Origin of the sequence: Baekduia sp., assembly GCF_035685985.1 — a bacterium.
Classification (GTDB): domain Bacteria; phylum Actinomycetota; class Thermoleophilia; order Solirubrobacterales; family Solirubrobacteraceae; genus Baekduia.
This window is the reverse complement of record NZ_DASRZV010000024.1, coordinates 450128-468029: the sequence shown is the minus strand read 5'-3', so window position 1 is coordinate 468029 and position 17902 is coordinate 450128. Positions and strand designations below refer to the sequence as shown.

The 17902-nt window shown below is 76.4% G+C and carries 13 protein-coding genes; 6 read left to right on the top strand and 7 right to left on the bottom strand.

All coding sequences use genetic code 11. The annotated features are described in order from the left end of the window. Positions 1–10: 10 nt before the first annotated feature. Together VFG42_RS14600 and VFG42_RS14595 are read right to left on the bottom strand one after the other, a co-directional pair. Positions 11–3481 (bottom strand): hypothetical protein, encoded by a 3471-nt coding sequence (locus VFG42_RS14600; RefSeq protein WP_324909467.1) that lies wholly within the window; start codon positions 3479–3481, stop codon positions 11–13. Between the two features lie 29 nt (positions 3482–3510). After that, positions 3511–6693 carry a fibronectin type III domain-containing protein gene (locus VFG42_RS14595; protein WP_324909466.1) on the bottom strand — a complete coding sequence of 1061 codons (3183 nt, stop codon included), beginning with the start codon at positions 6691–6693 and terminating at the stop codon, positions 3511–3513. 364 nt (positions 6694–7057) lie between these two features. On the opposite strand from VFG42_RS14595, the gene VFG42_RS14590 reads away from it, so the two are divergent. Further along, positions 7058–7273: a hypothetical protein gene (locus tag VFG42_RS14590; protein WP_324909465.1), complete on the top strand. Its 216-nt coding sequence runs from the start codon at positions 7058–7060 to the stop codon at positions 7271–7273. Beyond that, positions 7270–8868 carry a glycosyltransferase family 39 protein gene (locus tag VFG42_RS14585; RefSeq protein ID WP_324909464.1) on the top strand — a complete coding sequence of 533 codons (1599 nt, stop codon included), beginning with the start codon at positions 7270–7272 and terminating at the stop codon, positions 8866–8868. Before VFG42_RS14590 ends, VFG42_RS14585 begins: the two co-directional genes overlap by 4 nt. Before the next feature lie 1276 nt (positions 8869–10144). Here VFG42_RS14585 and VFG42_RS14580 read toward each other — a convergent pair. Beyond that, on the bottom strand, positions 10145–11173 hold the full coding sequence (locus VFG42_RS14580) for a glycoside hydrolase family 43 protein (protein WP_324909463.1): 1029 nt from the start codon (positions 11171–11173) through the stop codon (positions 10145–10147). A 258-nt stretch (positions 11174–11431) separates the two neighbouring features. Between VFG42_RS14580 and VFG42_RS14575 the strand changes: the two genes are divergently transcribed. The 4 genes from VFG42_RS14575 to VFG42_RS14560 all read left to right on the top strand — a co-directional run bounded on the left by VFG42_RS14575 (position 11432) and on the right by VFG42_RS14560 (position 15666). Further along, entirely contained in the window at positions 11432–12073 is a 642-nt protein-coding gene (locus VFG42_RS14575; protein WP_324909462.1) for a hypothetical protein, read from the top strand. 72 nt (positions 12074–12145) lie between these two features. Beyond that, positions 12146–13963, top strand: coding sequence for a phosphogluconate dehydratase (gene edd / locus VFG42_RS14570; RefSeq protein ID WP_349260419.1), 1818 nt, complete (start codon positions 12146–12148; stop codon positions 13961–13963). Next, a complete protein-coding gene (eda, locus tag VFG42_RS14565; protein ID WP_324909460.1) occupies positions 13960–14598 on the top strand; it encodes a bifunctional 4-hydroxy-2-oxoglutarate aldolase/2-dehydro-3-deoxy-phosphogluconate aldolase in 639 nt (212 codons plus the stop codon). The genes edd and eda overlap by 4 nt, the downstream gene beginning before the upstream one ends. A 228-nt stretch (positions 14599–14826) precedes the next feature. Next, positions 14827–15666, top strand: coding sequence for an NAD(P)-binding protein (locus tag VFG42_RS14560; RefSeq protein WP_324909459.1), 840 nt, complete (start codon positions 14827–14829; stop codon positions 15664–15666). 5 nt (positions 15667–15671) lie between these two features. Here the strand turns inward: VFG42_RS14560 and VFG42_RS14555 are convergent, their stop codons facing one another. From VFG42_RS14555 to VFG42_RS14540, 4 genes are all read right to left on the bottom strand, one after another. After that, positions 15672–16508 carry an LLM class F420-dependent oxidoreductase gene (locus VFG42_RS14555; protein WP_324909458.1) on the bottom strand — a complete coding sequence of 279 codons (837 nt, stop codon included), beginning with the start codon at positions 16506–16508 and terminating at the stop codon, positions 15672–15674. A gap of 103 nt (positions 16509–16611) precedes the next feature. Beyond that, positions 16612–17154, bottom strand: a complete 543-nt coding sequence (locus VFG42_RS14550) for a nitroreductase family protein (protein WP_324909457.1) — start codon at positions 17152–17154, stop codon at positions 16612–16614. Between the two features lie 84 nt (positions 17155–17238). After that, complete coding sequence (locus VFG42_RS14545; protein WP_349260424.1) at positions 17239–17649, bottom strand: type II toxin-antitoxin system VapC family toxin; 411 nt, start codon at positions 17647–17649, stop codon at positions 17239–17241. Then, positions 17646–17882 carry an AbrB/MazE/SpoVT family DNA-binding domain-containing protein gene (locus tag VFG42_RS14540; protein ID WP_324909456.1) on the bottom strand — a complete coding sequence of 79 codons (237 nt, stop codon included), beginning with the start codon at positions 17880–17882 and terminating at the stop codon, positions 17646–17648. The genes VFG42_RS14545 and VFG42_RS14540 overlap by 4 nt, the downstream gene beginning before the upstream one ends. Positions 17883–17902 lie beyond the last annotated feature (20 nt).

The following is a 17902-nucleotide window of genomic DNA, read 5'->3' as shown; positions in this document are numbered from 1 at the left end:
CGCCGCCCGCTCAGCGCGCCCCCTTCCGGATCGTCAGCGCCCTGCGCGCCGAGGCCGCCTTGGCCCCGGTGGCCGACGGCGTGAACGTGGCCGTCACGGTCGTCCGGAGCGTGCCGCGCCGGATGCGCGCCCGCGCCGAGGACGACAGCTTGACCGTGGTCGAGGCGGTCCCGGCCTTGGCGACCGCCAGGCGGCGCGTACCCAAGGTGATGGTCTTGCCGCCGGACCGCATCGTGACCCTGATCGTCACCGTGCCCTTGCGGGCGACCTTGACCTTCAGGCGCACCGCCCCCGACCTGTAGGTCAACGCCGAGAGCCTCGGCGCGGCCGTGGCGGTGGTCGCCGGCGTGGTGGGCACCACCGCCGGCGGGACCGGGGCGACGACCGGCGGCGCGGGGTCCGTCGCGGGCAGGGCGGGGACCGCGACCGGCGCCGAGGTCGCCGCGAGCGCGGCGTACCAGGACGGGCTCTCGGTCACCAGGACCGACAGGCTCTGGCCGGCGTCGGCGGCGGTCACCGTGTAGGTGGCGCCGGTCGCGCCCGCGATCGGGACGCCGTTGCGCAGCCACTGGTAGGCGGGCGGCGCGAGGTCGACCCAGCCCGTGCGGTCCGCGGTGAGCGTCGCGCCGACCGCGACGGTCCCGACGATCGACACCGTCCCGGCCGGCATCCCGGACAGGTAGACCACGACGTGCACGGTCACCGGGGCGGACGCGAACCCGTGGGTGTCGGTCCCGGTGATCGTCGCCGCGTAGGTGCCCGCGACGCGGCCGTTGACGCCGGACGTGTCCGCGCCCAGCGTCCCGTCGATCGCGTTGCCGTAGCGGTCGGTCAGCGTCGCGCCCGAGTTGGCCAGCAGCGTCGCGGCGTCGAGCGGGTCGGCGGCGCTGAGCGGCAGGTAGACGGTCACGGCCGGCAGCGAGACGACCGGCACCGGCACGAGCCGCAGCGACGCGCGGACGACGTCGGCCGCGTCGTGGGCCTGGCCGTCGCCGACCGTGACGTCGTAGGTGCCGGGCACGTCCCAGTCCACCGCCGAGGTGTCGACGACCGGCGTCCCGCCGGCCGTGCTGCCGCTGACCGTCGCGCCGAACGCGTCGACCAGCGCCGCCTGCGACGGCGCCGAGCCGGTGGCGGTGAGCGTCGCCGTCCCGCGCGCGACCGCCACCGCCGCCGCGGAGACCTGCACCGTCACGTCGACCGGTGCGGTGTCGAACCCGTACATGTCGGTCGCGGTGAGCGTCGCCGTGCAGCTCCCGGCCGCGCTGCCGCACCCGGCGGGCACGGTCGCCGACAGCGTGCCGGCGACGGCGTGGCCGCTGCCGTCGGCGATCCGCGCGCCCGCGGCGCTCACCACGGACGCCGCGGTCGGCGGGTGGCCGACGTTGAAGTACACGGTCGGCTCCGCCTCGATGACCGAGACCGCCACGATCCGCAGCGTGGCGAGCACCGGATCGGCGTGGTCGCCCGCCTCGCTGTCGCCGACGGTCACGCGGTACTGGCCGGGCGTGGCGAAGTCCACCGCGTCGTCGCCGGCGACCGCGCCGGCCAGGTCGACGGTCGGCTGCCCGTCGCCGTTGACCACCGCCGCGCCCAGCGCGCGCAGGACCACCGACGGGTCGGGCGCCGTGGCGGTCGCCTGCAGGATCGGGGTGCTGTCGGTCAGCGTGATCGTGGTCCGGCCCGCGCGCTGGATGACGACGGTGGCCGTGGTCGGCGTCAGGCCGTCGGCCGGGTCCGTGTCGCCGACGGTCACGGTGTAGCGGCCGATCTGGTCGAACCGCACGGCCTGGTCGCCGGGGACCGCGCCCGTGAGGTCGACGGTCGGCGCGCCGGCGGCCCCCGGCGGCAGCATCGCCCCGAGCGCGTCGAGCACGGCCGCCTCGGTCGGCGCCGTCGAGGTCTGGGCGAACGTCGCGGTCGGGTGGGCGACGATCACGGTCCCGGGCGTGTAGACGACGATCGTGACGGCGACCGGCGCGGCGTAGGCGCCGTCGGCGCCGATCGTGGCCGGGTAGGAGCCGACGGCCGACCACGTCACGTCGCCGGTGTCGATCGTCGCCGTCCCCCTCGTCGTCGTCGCGCCCGCGTCGGCCAGCAGCGCGGCGTCGCTCGGATGGCTGCCGACCGGCACGACGATCCGCGTGCGCGCGACCGCCAGGCCCGCGCCGCCCTGCAGGGTCGGCGCGCCGTCGCTCGCGGTGCCCGTCCAGGTCCACGGGCGCACCGCGCCGCCGCCGCCGAAGTCCCACCCCAGCTCGTCGTAGGTGGCGCTCGTGGTCGCGTCGGTCAGGCCGGTCGCCGTGCCGGCGTAGGTCGACTCGGTCTTCAGCGTCTGCGGCGAGACCGGCGTCGGGTCGGCGCCCGGCAGGCCCGCGCCGGTCGAGTTGATGTACTGGAAGTCCGAGCTGACGAGGTTGCTGGCCGTCGACCAGTTGCCCGCGCTGGGGCTCGGGCTGGACCCGACGTAGCCGGCCGTCGTCGCGTAGCCGACCGTCGCGGAGGCGAAGTTCAGGCTGCCCGCCGACCGGTGGCCGGCCGCCGAGCCCTTGATCGTCCCCGCGATCGCGTTGCCGGTCATGGCCACGCCGGCCGCCGGCGCGCCGCCCGCGCCCGTGTACGTCGTGCCGACCTCGCCGACCAGGCCGCCGACGACGTAGTAGAAGGTGTTGGCCTGGCCGCCGGTGCCGTCGACCGGGTGCAGCGGGTTGCTCAGCGTCGTGTCGACCGAGTTGTGGGCGACGGTCGTCGGCCCGGTCGCCATGCCGACGATGCCGCCGGTGCGGTTGGCGTCGACCAGCGAGCCGCCGGACACCAGGTTGTCGGTGAACGTGGAGGCCGAGCCGTCGGTCGTGAAGAGCTGGGCGTTGGCGTACTCGTTGGCGTAGGCCAACGCGACGAGGCCGCCGACGTAGCTGCCGCCCCCGCCGCCGGTGGAGGAGATCGTCGGGGCGAGCAGCTGGATCCCGCTGACCGTCGAGGCGAAGCTCCACACCGAGACGCCCGCGACCGAGGCGTTGGCGGCCGTCGAGGTGGCGGTGACGTTCTTGAGCGTGAGGTTCTTGACCGTCGCGCGGTCCAGGACCCGGAAGAACCCCAGGTTGCTCGCCGCCGCGCCGGTCCCGCCCGGCAGCGAAGCGACGAAGGCGTCGGGGGCGTACTTGATGTTGCTGATCGTGTGGCCGTCGCCGTCGAAGGTGCCGCTGAACCAGTCGATCCCGGTCCAGGTGGCGTTGGCGTGGTCGACGTCGGCCGTGAGCTTGTAGGACGCGGTCGACGCGCCGGCGTGGGCGGTGTCGGCGTTGATCGCCTGGAGCGCCATGGCGAGATCGGCGTCGGAGGCGATCAGGTACGGCGAGGCCGGCGTGCCGGCGCCGGAGAGCGGGTCGGCCGCCGCCGCGGTGGCGGCGCCTAGGACGGCGAGGATCGCGACCGCGGCCGCGGCGAGCGCGGACGAGCGGACGGTCTGGGCTGCGGACATCGGGGTGAGGCTCCTTGGTGGCGCGGCGATCAGCCGCGACGGACGGGACGGGTGGCGGCGGAGGTGCGCGTGACGGGCTCGTAGCCGGGCGCGCGAGCGGTGACCTTCACGGTGATCCGCTTGCCGCGGTCCTCGGGGCGGACCTTGTAGGCGATGCCGGTCGCGCGCTCGGAGACGACGCGGCCGGCGACGGTGCGGCCCGCGACGGCGCGCCCGCCGACGAGCCACACGTAGCTCAGCTCGGGGTTGGGCTTCCAGTCGCCGCGGACGACGTGGAGGGTCGCGCCGACCTTCGGCGTGCCGGAGATGCGCGGGGCCGGGCCGTGCAGCGTGCCCTTGCCGACCACGACGCCCTCCGCGGTCCGCGCGCGCGTCGCGTAGCCGACGCGTCGCGCGGTGACCCGCAGGCCGATCTCCCGACCGGCCTCGGCCGCCGTGACGACGTGGGTCGCGTGCGTGGCGCCCTCGATCGGCCGGCCGTCGACCAACCACTGGTACTCGAAGGTCGGCGTCGGCGACCAGCGCCCGGTGACGGCCGTGAGCGTCTGGCCGACGCGCGCCGTGCCCCGTACGCGCGGCGGCGCCGCGGTGCGGAACGCGGCCGGCCGCACGGTCTCGGCCCGCGAGATCGCCGACAGCGCCCCGGCCGCCAGCCGGACCTGCAGCGGCCGGCCGGCGTCGGCCGGGACCGGCGTGTAGGCGCGGTCGGTCGCGCCGTGGATCGCCGCGCCGTCGAGCAGCCACTGGTAGGCGAGGCCGTCGGACGGCGTGCCGGCGCCCGGCCGCGCGGCGACCGCGCGCCCGACGCTCGGCGTGTCGGCGATCGCGGGCGCGCCCGGCACGCCGCGCGCGCCCGCCCCACCCGCGCCCACGCCCTCGGCCACCGTCTGGGGCGCCGACGTGACCGACGCGGTCCGGTAGCCGGCCGCCGTCCCGGTCACGCGAACCTCCACGACGTGGCCCACGTCGCCGGCCGCCGGCGCGTAGGACGTCCCGGTCGCGCCGCCGATCGGCATGCCGTCGCGCAGCCACTGGTAGGCGAGCGCCACCGAGGCCGGCGTCCACGCGTGCGCCTCGGCCGTCAGCGTGCCCCCGGCCACGGGCGCGCCGCTGACCGTCACCGCGCCCGGGTGCGGCATCCCGCCGGCGACGACCGCGGCGAACGAGGTCGCGGTGGTCGTCGCGAAGCCCTCGCGGGCGCCGGTGACCCGGACCGCCAGCTCCTGGTCGAAGTCCGCGGCGGCGATCGTGTAGGTGTCGGACGTCGCGCCGTCGATCGGGACCCCGGCGCGCAGCCAGCGGTAGCTCAGCGTCACCGACGACGGCGACCAGGCGCCGGGATCGGCGGTCACCGTGCGCCCGACGCTGACCGCGCCCGCGATCGACGGGCGGCCCGCCGCGATCTGCCCGGACCGGCGCGTGAGCACGAGCCTCTCCAGCGGCGCGGTCGGCGCCGGCGTCTCCGAGGAGACCGAGAACCACTGGAACGTCATCGTCGTCTGCCCCGGTCCGTCGCCGGGGTCGACGTCGAAGACCGCGTAGCCGTAGGCGTTCTCCGCGTCGTAGAACCCGAGCCAGGGCGCGTCCTCGACCGCCTGCGTGTTGCCGGCGGGCGCCGCGAACGGGTGCGCCTCGGCCAGGCCGGTGATCGGGTCGAACGTCTCGCCGATCGTCGAGGCGGCGCCACCGCCGCCGACGACGAGGTGCACCGTGCCCCGGCTCGTGTCCCACACCTGCGCGCCGTCGACCTCCAGCGGCTCGACCTGGGTCGCGGTCGGGCGGCGCGTGTCGATCGTCGCGCCCGCCGCGTAGGTGCCGAACGGGTTGGTGAGCGCGCCGCTCGCCTTCCCGGACGGCGGGTCGTAGCCGCGCGTCGGCAGGCTGCGGCAGTAGTTGTGGTTGTGCCCGGTGAGCGTGAGGTCGACCTCGTACTTGTCGAACAACGGGCCCCACGCGGCGCGCACGCCCATGTCGCAGCTGTTGCCCGTGTCGACGCTCGCGAACGGGAAGTGCATGTAGACGACGATCATCTCGACGCCCGAGCCCTCGGCCCGGGCGGCCTGGAGCGTCTGCTCCAGCCACTGCGTCTGGAGGTTGGGCGTCGGGCCCGACGGGACCAGCGCCATGTTGTCCGGGTCGGCCGCGAGGTCGCCGGTGTACTGCGACACCTTGGGTCGGCTGTAGTCCGAGGTCTGCCAGTTGACGTCGTTGCCGGCCAAGGCGATGAACAACACGGTGCCGACCCGGAAGCTGTAGAAGTTGCCCTGGAGGCGGTTGCCGTCCCAGTTGGTCAGGCCGTTGTCGGGCAGCAGGTGGCGCGAGCAGTAGGTGCCGTGGCCGTAGGCGCCGTTGTAGTAGCTGCCGGAGGTGCCGGTCGTCTGCGGGACGCCGTGGATGTCGGTGCGGCCCGGCTCCAGCTCGTGGTTGCCCGGGACCGGCATCCACGGGAAGCCCTTGGTCGCCGCCGCGTTCTGCAGCGCCCAGGAGCGCCACGTCGCGGGCGGGTTGCTGCCGTCCGCGTAGGCGAGGTCGCCGACCATCAGGTGGAACAACGGCGCGCCGTTGCCGTCGCCGGGGTCGGTCACGCCGGCCGCCGTCAGCGGCGACATCGCGGTCGTGCCCTGGTCGCCGAAGGCGGTGAAGCGGAACGCGCCGCGGCCGGCGGGCGCCGTGTGGAACGTCGCCGACGCCGTGCTCCCGTCGCCGTCGGTCACCTCGTAGTAGTACTTGGTGTCGGGCTGCAGGCCGGTCAGCGGCACGTGGTAGTGGTAGGTCGTCTGGCCGGTCTGGCCGTCGGTGAAGCTCGTCACGCACGGGCGCGTGCGGGGCTCGGCGAGGTCGAGCGGCGCGGGGTCGGGCAGGAACACCGGCACGCCGGGGCGCTCGGCCGTGATCGGCGCGGTGGCGTAGGCCAACATGGGGGCCTTCATCGCCACCGTCCCGGGCGCGCTCCAGGAGACCGTCATCTCGGTCGCCGGGTCGGCGCCGAACGTCATCCGCAGCTGCTCGGGCGCCGTCAGCGCCGGCAGCGCGGCGTCGGCCTCCGGGGCGTCCAGGGCCAGCGTCGCGCCCTCGACCAGGCCGCCGACGCCCATCAGCCCGCCGAGCCCGACCGACCCGCCGATCAGCGCGGCGCGGCGCGTGACCTCGGGTCCCTCGCCCGTCCCGTCGCCGCCCGCCTCCGCCGCCTTCCGCCTGCCACGTCCAAGCAACTGCCCGTCCCCTTCCGTCCACGTTTCGCTCAGGTGCCCGACGCGCAAACGACGACGACGAGCTTCATCGGCGCCCGGGGTCGGGCGCGAGGGAACGGCGGCACGGTTGCGACGGAGGGCGACATCGCTCGCCCTGCCGGGAGTGGCGGGGATCCAACTCCCCGGCCGCCGTCGAGATGTGTCCACGGCGTGACGCGCCTGTGACCAATCGGTGGCGGCGGGGCTCGTCGACCACCGGGTGTCCGCGCGCGCGTTCGCGTGACGGCCGTCGCGACCACTTGCGGCCGAACGCCTAGACGAGGGTGGCCGGCTGTCTACGGAACGGCCGGCGACGCCCGTCGGCCGGGCGTACCGTGGGACGACCATGTCGCTGTCGTCTCCGCGACGCCTGCCCCACGCCGAGCCGCACGCCGTGCTTCGCCGTCGGCGTCGGGTCCGGCGCGCGGTGGTGGGAGCGGTCCTGGCCGGCGTGACGTTCGCGGGCGGCGCGATCGCCGCGCGGGCGGTCGACTCGGGGCACCTGGTGTTCACCGTGCCGGCACCGTCCACCGGCGCGGGGCTCTCCGGGGCGCGCCGATGAGCGTCGCCGACCTCCCGGCGGTCCGGCCCGCGCGCTTCTGGGCGACCCGGCGGACGGCGCGGGTCGGACGCGTGGCGGTCCACGTGGCCGAGGTCGGCGCCGTCGCCGCGCTGATGGCCTGGATGGTCCACGCGCGCGTGCGCGACCTCGGCGTGCCGCTCTGGATCGACGAGGGGATCTCGCTCGGGATCGCCGGCCACCCGCTGAGCGCCATCCCGGGGCTGCTGCGCGAGGACGGCGCGCCGCCGTTGTTCTACGTGATCCTGCACGGGTGGACGTCGCTGTTCGGCGCCACGCCGCGCTCGGGCCACGCGCTGTCGCTGACGTTCGCGGTCCTCGCGGTGCCCGCCGCCTGGTGGGCGGCGCGCGCGCCGTTCGGCCCCTACGCGGCGGTCCTCGCCGCGGCGCTCGTGGCGCTCGATCCGTTCGCCGGGACCTACGCCATCGAGATCCGCATGTACTCGCTGCTGCTGTTGACGGGGCTGCTGGCCTGCGGGACGTTCGTGCGCGCCTACGCGCTCGTCGACGGCGACCGGCGCTGGGCCGCCGCCTTCGCGGTGGCGCTCGCCGCCACGTTGTACACGCACAACTGGGGGCTCTTCATCGCCGCGGCCTGCGGCGTGGCGTGGCTGGCGCTCCTCGCCGTGCGGCCCGGGGCCGCCCGCCGCTCGCTGCTGATCGCCGGCGTCATCGGCTTCGGCGGCGCGCTGGCGCTGTTCGCCCCGTGGGTGCCGACCGTCCTCTACCAGGCGCGCCACACCGGCGCGCCGTGGTCGCACGCGCCGAGCTGGGCCTCGGTCGGCAACGCGACCCGGCACGTGCTCGGCGGCCACGTGCCCGAGACCGTGCTGCTGCTGCTCGCGCTGGCCGGCGCCGGCACGCTGCTGCGCCCCGTGTCGGCCCCGCGCGCCCGCGCCGCGCTGACGCTGGCCGCGATCACGGTCCTCACGTTCGCCATCGCCTACGCGTGGTCGAACCTCAGCTCGCCGGCGTGGGCGACGCGCTACCTGGCGATCGTGCTCGCGCCGATGGCGCTGGTGCTCGCCGCCGGGCTCTCGCGCCTGGGCCCGGTCGCGGTCGTCGCGCTCGCCGTGGTCTTCCTCGGGACCTGGTACGACCAGCCGACCCACGCGTCGCTGGCCCACAAGAGCAACGCCGCGTTCGTCGCCCGGCGCCTGGGCAGCACGCTGCCGCCGGGGACGCTGGTCTTCTCCACGCAGCCCGAGCAGGTCCCGCTGCTGGCGATGTCCCTGCCGCCCGGGCTGCGCTACGTCACCCCGCTGGGCGACGTCACCGACCCCCACGTCATGGACTGGCGCAACGCGATGGACCGGATCTCGCGGCCGGAGGCCGGCCTGCGCTTCGTCCGCCTCGTCGACGCGCTGCACCCCGGTCAGCGCCTGCTGCTCATCCAGCCGCGCTTCGGCACGCCGACCGCGCCGTGGACGCGCCGCGTCGGCTACCTGGCCGGGAAGGTCAACCGCGAGGTGCTGACCGACCCGCGGCTGAAGGTGCTCGCGTCCGCCGTGCCGCACCGCGGGTTCACGCGCGCGACGGTCTCGGGACGGCTGCTGGAGCGGACGGCGGCCCGATGAGGCGCGTGGCGGTCGCGCTCGCGGTCCTGACCGCGGTGGCCGCTGCCGGACAGCTGCGGGTCGACCGCGAGCGCGCCCACGCGCGGCTGTCGGCCGACGGGCGCGCCTACCTGCGGCTCGCGCGCGACCTCCAGCAGCGCCATCGCTGGGGCGACCACGGGCTCAAGCAGCCGTTCCGCTGGGCGCCGGGTGCCCCCGTGGTCTTCGCGGCGACCGCCGCGCTGACCGGGCAGCCGGTCGGCCGCGCGAGCGCGCGCCACGCGCAGCTCGCGCTCGGCCTGCTGCTCGTGCCCGCGACGTTCGCGCTCGCCGCGATGCTCGCGGGCCGGATCGCCGGGCTGGCGGCGGCCGCGGCGGTGGCCGTCTACGTGCCGCTCGCGCGCGCGGGCGCGGCGGCCGGGACCGAGACGCTCGGCGCGCTGATGGTCGTGCTCGCCGCGATCGCGGCCGTGCGCGCCGCGCGGGCGGGGCCGAGCGCGGCCCGCGACGCCGCGCTGGCCGGCGGCGCGCTCGGCCTGGCGTCGCTCGTGCGCGGGGACCTCGTGTTGGCCGCGGTCGCCGTCCCGGTCCTGCTCGGCGGGCTGGCCGCGCGCGACGCGACCGTCCGCCGTGGCGTCGCGGTCGGCGCCGCGGCGCTCGCGGGCGCGGCGGCGTTCATGGGGCCCTGGTCGGCCTTCGCGAGCGCCCGGACGCACCGGTTCGTGCCGGTCACCGACGGCGGCCCCGCGAACCTCTTCGTCGGCACGGACCTCCCGGCCGACGGGGCGATCTTCGGCGTCAAGCGCCAGTACGCGGCGGCGACGCGCCGGATCCATCCGGCGGTCCGGCGCATGCCGACCTACAGGCTGCCGGAGGAGCTGGTCCTCGACGCGGTCGCCGCGGGCCACGGCTGGCCGGCGCGCGACCGCTCGGCGGCGCTGGAAGCCGCCGCGCGCGAGAACCTGCGCCGCTACGCGCTCGGCCGTCCGGTCGCGTTCGCCGAGCTGGAGGCCCGCAAGCTCTGGCGCATGTGGGGCAGCCCCTACCGCGGCGGCCACGCCCCGCCGTCGGACCCGCGCGTCGCCTGGGAGCACCGCGCGCTCGCGCTGCTCGCGCTGGGCGGGCTGGCCGTCGGCCTGTGGCGGACCCGCGACCGGCGGCTGGCGCTGCTGGCGGCGATCGTGGCGGTGACGACCGCCGTCGACGTCGCGTTCGTCTCCGAGGCGCGCCACAACGTCCGGCTGATGCCGTTGGCGCTGGCCGCCGGAGCGGCGGGCTGGACGCTGGCGTTCCGCGCCTACCGCAGCTCGACGGCGTCGCTCGGGGTCGAGCCCGAGACCGACGGCCAGCCGTCGGAGCCCCAGCGGACCGGGTCCAGCAGCGCCTCACGCCCGGCCGATCCGGCGCCCACGCGCGGGTAGGCGTGGTACATGACCAGCGTGTGGCCGGCGGTGTCCTCGATGAACGACGTGTGGCCCGGGCAGCGCCAGCCGCCGCCCGACCTGAGCACCGGGTTGCGCGGGGCGCGCTGGAACGGCCCGGCCAGCGAGCGCGCCCGGGCGACGCCGAGCGCGTAGCGGCAGCGCAGCGACCCGTACGTGTTGCCCGAGTAGAAGAGGTAGGTCCAGCCGCCGTGGACGACGATCGACGGCGCCTCGACCACCGCGCCCTCCCAGGCGTCGTGGCTGCGCAGCATGAGCTTCGGGGTTCCGACGAGCCGCAGGCCGTCGTCGGTGAGCCGCTGACGCCAGATCGCCGAGCCGCGCCCGACCGCGTTGCCGTCCTCCTTCCAGACCAGGAACAGGCGGCCGTAGCGGTCGCGCGTCCGGGTCGGGTCGATCGAGCCCGCGGGCTGGCAGACCAGCGGGCCGCGATCGGTGTACGGCCCGCTGACCCGCGGCGCGGTCGCGACCGCGACGCAGAGCCGCCCGCCGCGTTGCCGGGCCGCGTAGTAGAGGCGCACGCCGTCGGCGTCGACGAAGATCTCCGGCGCCCAGAACGAGTCGCTGGCCCACGACGGCAGCTTCGGGAAGAGCTGCCCCACCCGCGTCCAGTGGATCAGGTCGGTCGAGCGCATCAGCGGGAAGCCGGGCGCGGTGGCCGACGACGTCGACGTGGCCCAGTAGGCGTTCTCGTCGCGGACGATCGACGGGTCCGGGAAGTCGGTGGCGATCACCGGGTTGGTCCACGTGATCGGGATCGGCGGCGTGACGAGCGAGCCGGCGCGATCGGGCCACAGCGCGAGCGCCGACAGCGCGGCGAGCGCGACGGCGACGAGCGCGACCAGCAGCGCGCGATGGCGATGTGACAGGCGGACGGCGTGCACGGCGACGGGACGGACCGGACGAACCCGGCGCGGTCGCCGGAAACGAGCGGGCCACTCTACGGGCGGTCGGAGGTGCCGCGGCCGTCCGGCCGCGCCGCCGCGCGGTCCCCTGACGGAACCCGCGTCGGCAGGCTGACCGGCGTGGGGCGCCGACGAGCGCCCGCGCGCCGATGTCGGGCATACCGGGAGCGCACCATGCGTCCTCCCGTCCCCCGCATCCGCGCCGCGACGGTGGTCCCCACGACCCGCTGATCGCCGATGCCCTGCCACCACATCGACGGGTGCTTTCGCGGCGACGAGGTCAACATCGGCTATCGCCCCTATCGGACGACGACCGCCACGGCGATCCGCACCGGCCGCTCGCCGGACCGCGCGGTCGTCGTCGCGCTGGACCCCGGCCAGGGCCTGGGCCGTCAGACCGTCCGCAACCCCGGCCACGACGACCTCCCCGCCGACCGGGAGCCGGAGGCCGGGGCCGACGGCCGGGCGTGGATCTGGGTCTACGCCCGTCGGCACGGCGGCTCGGGCTGGATCCCGCTCGAGGACGTCGAGCCGACCGAGAGCCCGCCGGGCCGCCCGTGCCGCGGCCCGGCCGGCTTCGACTTCGAGCCGGGCCTGATGCCCTCCAAGCACGGCCCGCACACCACCTGCGGCAACCGCGCCCACGGCCCCACGTCCTGGCGGCGGCGCGGCGTCGTCGGCGACGCCTACCTGCGCTGGTCGCCGGACGGCACCGCGTTCGACTACCTCCACGCCGGAGACCTCGTCGCGATCCGCGGCTGGGGCCCGCGCGCCTTCGCCTGCGTGACCGTCATCGCCGCCGACGAGCTGGCGCCGGGCACCGGCGGCTGGGTCGACCGCGCCGCGCTCACGCACGCGGCCGAGCCGGCCCACGCGTGACCTGCCCGGTCGGGTGAGCCCGGTCGGGTGAGCTTGGCGGCGGCGGTCTTGCCGGGATCCGGCGCGTCCCGCATGGTGCGCGCCGTGCCGACCCACCCCACCGTCACCGCCGTCACCGAGCGCGTCGTCGAGCGCTCCGCCCCCACCCGCGCCGCCTACCTGGAGCGCATGCGCGCCGCCGCGCTGCGCGAGCCCGCGCGCGGTGATCTGGGGTGCGCGAACTTCGCCCACGGCGCGGCCGCCTGCGACCCGGAGGAGAAGCGGCTCCTGCGCGGCGCCGAGCGCCCCAACATCGCGATCGTCAACGCCTACAACGACATGCTGTCGGCCCACCAGCCCTACGGTCGCTACCCCACCATGTTGAAGCGGGCCGTGCGCGAGGCGGGCGGCGTCGCGCAGGTCGCGGGCGGCGTGCCCGCGATGTGCGACGGGATCACCCAGGGCCGCGCGGGCATGGAGCTGTCGCTGCTCAGCCGCGACGTCATCGCGATGGCGACCGCGATCGCGCTCTCGCACGACATGTTCGACGGCGCGCTGCTGCTGGGCATCTGCGACAAGATCGTCCCCGGCCTGCTGATCGGCGCGCTGACCTTCGGCCACCTGCCGGTCGCGCTCGTGCCCGCGGGCCCGATGACCTCGGGCCTGCCCAACGGCGAGAAGAGCGCGGTGCGGCGGCGCTTCGCCGCGGGCGAGATCGGCATCGAGGCGCTGCGCGACGCCGAGGCCGCCGCCTACCACTCGGCGGGCACGTGCACGTTCTACGGGACGGCCAACAGCAACCAGCTGGTCGTCGAGGCGATGGGGCTGCACCTGCCGGGCGCGGCGTTCGTCAACCCCGGCACGCCCGAGCGCGACGCGCTGACCGCCCAGGTCGCCGCCGCGGTGACCGCGCGGACCGCGCTGGGCGACGACCACACGCCGCTGGCCGAGGTCGTCGACGAGCGTGCCGTCGTCAACGGCGTCGTCGCGCTGCTGGCCACCGGCGGCTCGACCAACCACACCATGCACCTGCCCGCGATCGCCGCCGCGGCCGGGATCCAGCTGACCTGGGACGACTTCGACGCGCTGTCGGGCGTCGTGCCGCTGCTGGCGCGCATCTACCCCAACGGCCCGGCGGACGTCAACGCGTTCCACGCCGCGGGCGGCACGCGCTACCTGATCGGCGAGCTGCTCGGCGCGGGCCTGCTGCACGAGGACGTGACGACGATCGCAGGGCCCGGGCTGTGGCGCTACGCGCAGGGCGCGCCGGCGTCCACCGGCGACGGCGACGTCCTGCGCCCGGCCTCCGCGCCGTTCGCGCCCGACGGCGGCATCCGCGTCCTGGACGGGTCGCTCGGCCGCGCGGTGACCAAGGTGTCCGCCTTGACCGACGAGCGCCGCCGCGTCACCGCGCCCGCGCGGGTCTTCGACGGCCAGGCCGCGTTCCTGGAGGCCTTCGAGCGCGGCGAGTTGGACGAGGACCTGGTCGCCGTCCTGCGCTTCCAGGGACCGCGCGCCAACGGGATGCCCGAGCTGCACAAGCTGACGCCCGCGCTCGGCGTCCTGCAGGAGCGCGGCCACCGGGTCGCGCTGGTCACCGACGGGCGCATGTCGGGGGCCTCGGGGACGATCCCGTCGGCCATCCACTGCACGCCGGAGGCCGCCGCGGGCGGTCCGCTGGCGCGGGTGGCCGACGGCGACATGATCATGTTGGACACCGTGGCGGGGACCCTGGACGTGCTCGCCGACCTGAGCGGGCGCGTGCCGGCGGAGCCGACCGTCGACGTCGACGCCGGCACTGGCCGCGAGCTGTTCACCACCATGCGCGCGCTGCTCGGCCCGGCCGACGCGGGCGCCACGGTCTTCGCCGCGCCCGATCCCGCCGCCGCGCGGGCCGAGGTGGCCGCGTGAGCGCCGCGCCGCTGACGATCGACGCGGTGATGGCGCTGGCGCCGGTGATCCCGGTCGTCGTCCTCGACGACCCGGACGCGGCCGTCCCGCTGGCCCGGGCGCTCGTGGCCGGCGGGCTGCCCGCGATCGAGGTGACGCTGCGCACGCCCGCCGCGCTGGAGGCGATCGCGCGGATCGCCGCCGACGTGCCGGACGCCGTCGTCGGCGCGGGCACCGTGACGACGGCGGCGCAGGCCGCCGACGCCGCGGCCGCCGGCGCGCGGTTCCTCGTCGCGCCCGGCCAGACGCCGCGCCTGCTCGACGCGCTGGAGGACCGCGGGCTGCCGTTCCTGGCGGGCACCGCGACCGCGTCGGACCTCGTCGCGCTGCGCGAGCGCGGCATCGCCACCGCCAAGTTCTTCCCGGCCGCGGCCAACGGCGGCCCGGCCGCGCTGCGCGCGCTCGGCGCGCCCTTCCCCGAGCTGCGCTTCTGCCCGACCGGCGGCATCGACCCCAACAACGTCGCCGACTACCTCGCGCTGGGCAACGTCGCCTGCGTCGGCGGCTCCTGGATGGCGGCGCCGGCGGCGATCGCGGCCGGCGACTGGCCGGGGATCGAGGCCGCGGCCCGGGCGGCGCGCGCCGCGTCCGCCTAACTTGCCGCGCGGGAGACGCCTCGAGACAGCCGCCGGCCGTCGGACCGCGAGATCGCCCGCGCGCTGATCGGCGAGGTCGACGCGGTCGCGGTCGTCAGCCACGACGACATCTACGCGCTGCGGATCGCGCTGGTCGTCGAGCACGCGCTGCCCGGCGTCGCGCTGCTGGTCACGATCTTCGACCGGACCGTCGCCCGGCAGGTCCGGCGCGCCGTCCCGAACTGCCGCGTGGTCTCGCTCGGCGACGCGGTGGCGCCGATCCTGACCGAGGACTGCCTGGCGCGGGCGCCCCGGCGCGGGCGCTGGGCGCGCGCGTGGTCGACGCTCTCCTCGCAGCTGCGCCCCTACGACGCGGGCACCCGCCTGCTGGTGCTCGGCGTGGTCGGCCTCGCGGCGATCGTCACGGCCGAGACCGCCGTCGCCGCCCTGCGCTTCGACCATCCGCTGGACCGCGCGTTCTACGAGGCGGCCAAGACGACGGCGGCGGTCGGCCCGGACGCGGTCGCCGAGCACGGCCCCGGCTGGTACGCGGTCGCGGTCGGCATCGCGATGCTCGCGGGCCTCGCGCTGGCGGCGGTCGCGACCGCCGGCCTGGTCCATCGGCTCACGACGCGCCGGCTGATCGGGATCGTCGGCCGCCGCACCCTGCCGCGCCGCGACCATGTCATCGTGGTCGGGTTGGGCCAGGTCGGCGTGCGCCTGTGCCTCATGCTGCGGCGCGCCGGGATGGCGGTCGTGGCGATCGAGCGCGACGACGCCGTGCCCGGGATCCACGTCGTCCAGCGCCTCGGCGTGCCGGTGATGATCGGCGACGGGACCGAGCGCGACCTACTCCTGCGCCTCGGCGCGCGCCGCGCCCAGGCGCTCGCCTCGGTGACGTCGGACGACCACGTCAACGTGGCGGTCAGCGTCGCCGCGCTCGGCCTGCGCGACGACCTCCGCGTCGTGCTGCGCGCGGGCGACGACGACGCGGTGACCGAGACCCGCGCGCTGTTCCCGATCGGCGTCGTCCGCGACGTCAACCGGCTCGCCGGCGACGAGCTGGTCCGCGTGCTCCTCGGCGCCTAGTGTCGTCAGCCGATCAGCGCGCCGGCCAGCGCGGTCCACGACGCGCGCGGGATGCCGTCCTCGCCCAGCGGCTGCAGGCAGACGTGGTCGGCGCCCGCGTCGAGGTGCGCGTGGACGACCTCGGCGAGCCGCTCGGCGCTGCCGTGCGGGACGACCGCGTCGATCAGCCGGTCCGAGCCGCCGTCGGCCAGGTCGTCCTCGGTGAAGCCGAAGTCGAGCAGGTTCTTGGTGTAGTTGCGCAGGCCGAGGTAGAGCTTGGCGTAGTCGCGCGCGATCGCGCGGGCGCGCGCGGGATCGGTCTCGAGCACGCACGCGACCTCGGGCGCGACGAGCTTGCCGGCGCCCAGGCGCTCGCGGGCGAAGCGCGTGTGGTCGACGGTGATGAAGTACGGGTGGGTGCCGGCCGTGCGCTCGCCGGAGAGGTCGAGCATCTTCGGCCCCAGCGCGGCCAGGCAGCGCCCCTCGACCGGCGGCGGCGTCGGGGACGCGTCGAGGCCGTCCAGGAACGCGCGCATCGACGACAGCGGCCGGCGGTAGTCGCTGGTCGCCTCCGGATGGCCGATGCCGATGCCGAGCATGAACCGCCCGGGGAACTCCTCGCGCAGCCGCGCGTCGGCGGCGGCCGTCTCGGCCGGGTCGTTGTTCCAGACGTTCAGGATCCCGGTCGCGGCGACCAGCGTCGACGTCGCCTCCAGGATCGGCCGGATGTCCGGCACGTGCGGCGAGCCGCCGACCCACCACGCCCCGAACCCCAGCTGCTCCGCCAGCTTGGCGGCCTCGCCCGCGCGCTCGATCCCGAACGGCCGATAGCTGGTCCAGACGCCCACCTTGCCGATGTCCATGGCCTTCATCCTGCCACGCCGCCCCGTGCCCGGAACGGCGTCCGTCCGCGCAGGGTCCCGCGCCGAAGGCGCCGGCCGCCTCGCCGCGCGGCCCGGAGCGGTCCTAGACGCCGGCGGCCCGGTCGAGGTCGACGACGATCTCGTCCAGCGGCCGGCGCCCGGAGGGGATGACGCGGCGGCCGGTCGCCGGCGGTGCCGCCGCCGGGCGTCCGAGCGCGATCGCGGTGCGGATCCGCCAGCCCTCGTCCAGCCCCGCGAGCACGCGCGCCCGCTCGACGTTCGCGTCCGGGAAGAACGTGACCGGGCACGAGCCGAGGCCGACCGCGCGCGCCGCGAGCATGAGGCCCTGGGCGAGGCGACCGAGGTCGAAGTCCAGGTCGGCGCCGCCGGTGCGCAGGTCGCCGGCCAGCAGCACCGCCACCGGAGCGGCGACCAACGGCCCGGCATAGGCGCCGAGCGCCGCGAACCGCGCCCGCACCCCAACATCGCGCGCGACGACCAGCCGCCACGGCTGCCGATTCCGCGCCGAGCCCGTCCACCGAGCGGCCTCCAACACCCGCCGCACCGTCACCTCATCCGGCCCCTCCGGATCGAACGCCCGCGTCGCCCGCAGGCCGGCGACCGCGGCGATGACAGCCTCGCTCATGGCCGAGATCCTGCCCGACCGCCGCCCCCGACGCGGCCCGCCCCGAGGACCTGCCGCCGTTCGTCGCTCAGCGCGTGGTGCGGCTCATGCGGCGATGACGACCCGAGCGCCGACCGCCTCGTAGGTCGCGCGGGCGCGCGCGTCGCGGGTGGCCAGCTCGGCGTCGTGCTCCACCGCGGCCAGGGCGACCAGCGCGTCGTAGACCGCGCCGCCGGAGATGTCCAGGCGCGCGAACGTGTCGGCCAGCCGACGCGTCGTCTTCTGGGCCAACGACAGCGACGGCGCGAAGCGCTCGGCCAGCAGCCGCGCGGCGTCGACGGGCGGAAGGCGCAGGTCGCCGGGCAGCCGGGTCAGCACCGAGTAGGTCTCGACCGCGGCGTGGCCGGAGAGCGCGACCTCTCGGCCCGCCCACCACGCCACGACGCGATCGTGCTCGCGATGGGTGGCGACCAGCAGCGGAACGGCGACGCTGGTGTCCAGCGCCAGAACCGCTATCGCCGCCCCGCGTCGATCAGGCCGAAGACGTCCTCGTCGCCGATCGTCGTCTCGCCGGTGGCGACCGTGACGCCGTGCTCCTGCACCAGCTGCGCCGTCCGCCCGGACGGAACCAGCTGCAGCCCCGCGCCGTAGCGCGAGATGTCCACCGTCGAGCCCGGCGTCAACCCCAGAGCGTCACGCAACGCCTTCGGCACCACCACACGCCCCACGCTGTCGATCGAGACCCGCATTGCCATCACGGTACCAGTCG

Coding starts and splice junctions, on each gene's coding strand:
- VFG42_RS14600 (WP_324909467.1), bottom strand. CDS start 3,481: ATGTCCGCAGCCCAGACCGTCCGCTCGTCCGCGCTCGCCGCGGCCGCG.
- VFG42_RS14590 (WP_324909465.1), top strand. CDS start 7,058: ATGTCGCTGTCGTCTCCGCGACGCCTGCCCCACGCCGAGCCGCACGCC.
- VFG42_RS14585 (WP_324909464.1), top strand. CDS start 7,270: ATGAGCGTCGCCGACCTCCCGGCGGTCCGGCCCGCGCGCTTCTGGGCG.
- VFG42_RS14575 (WP_324909462.1), top strand. CDS start 11,432: ATGCCCTGCCACCACATCGACGGGTGCTTTCGCGGCGACGAGGTCAAC.
- edd (WP_349260419.1), top strand. CDS start 12,146: ATGGTGCGCGCCGTGCCGACCCACCCCACCGTCACCGCCGTCACCGAG.
- VFG42_RS14555 (WP_324909458.1), bottom strand. CDS start 16,508: ATGGACATCGGCAAGGTGGGCGTCTGGACCAGCTATCGGCCGTTCGGG.
- VFG42_RS14550 (WP_324909457.1), bottom strand. CDS start 17,154: ATGAGCGAGGCTGTCATCGCCGCGGTCGCCGGCCTGCGGGCGACGCGG.
- VFG42_RS14540 (WP_324909456.1), bottom strand. CDS start 17,882: ATGCGGGTCTCGATCGACAGCGTGGGGCGTGTGGTGGTGCCGAAGGCG.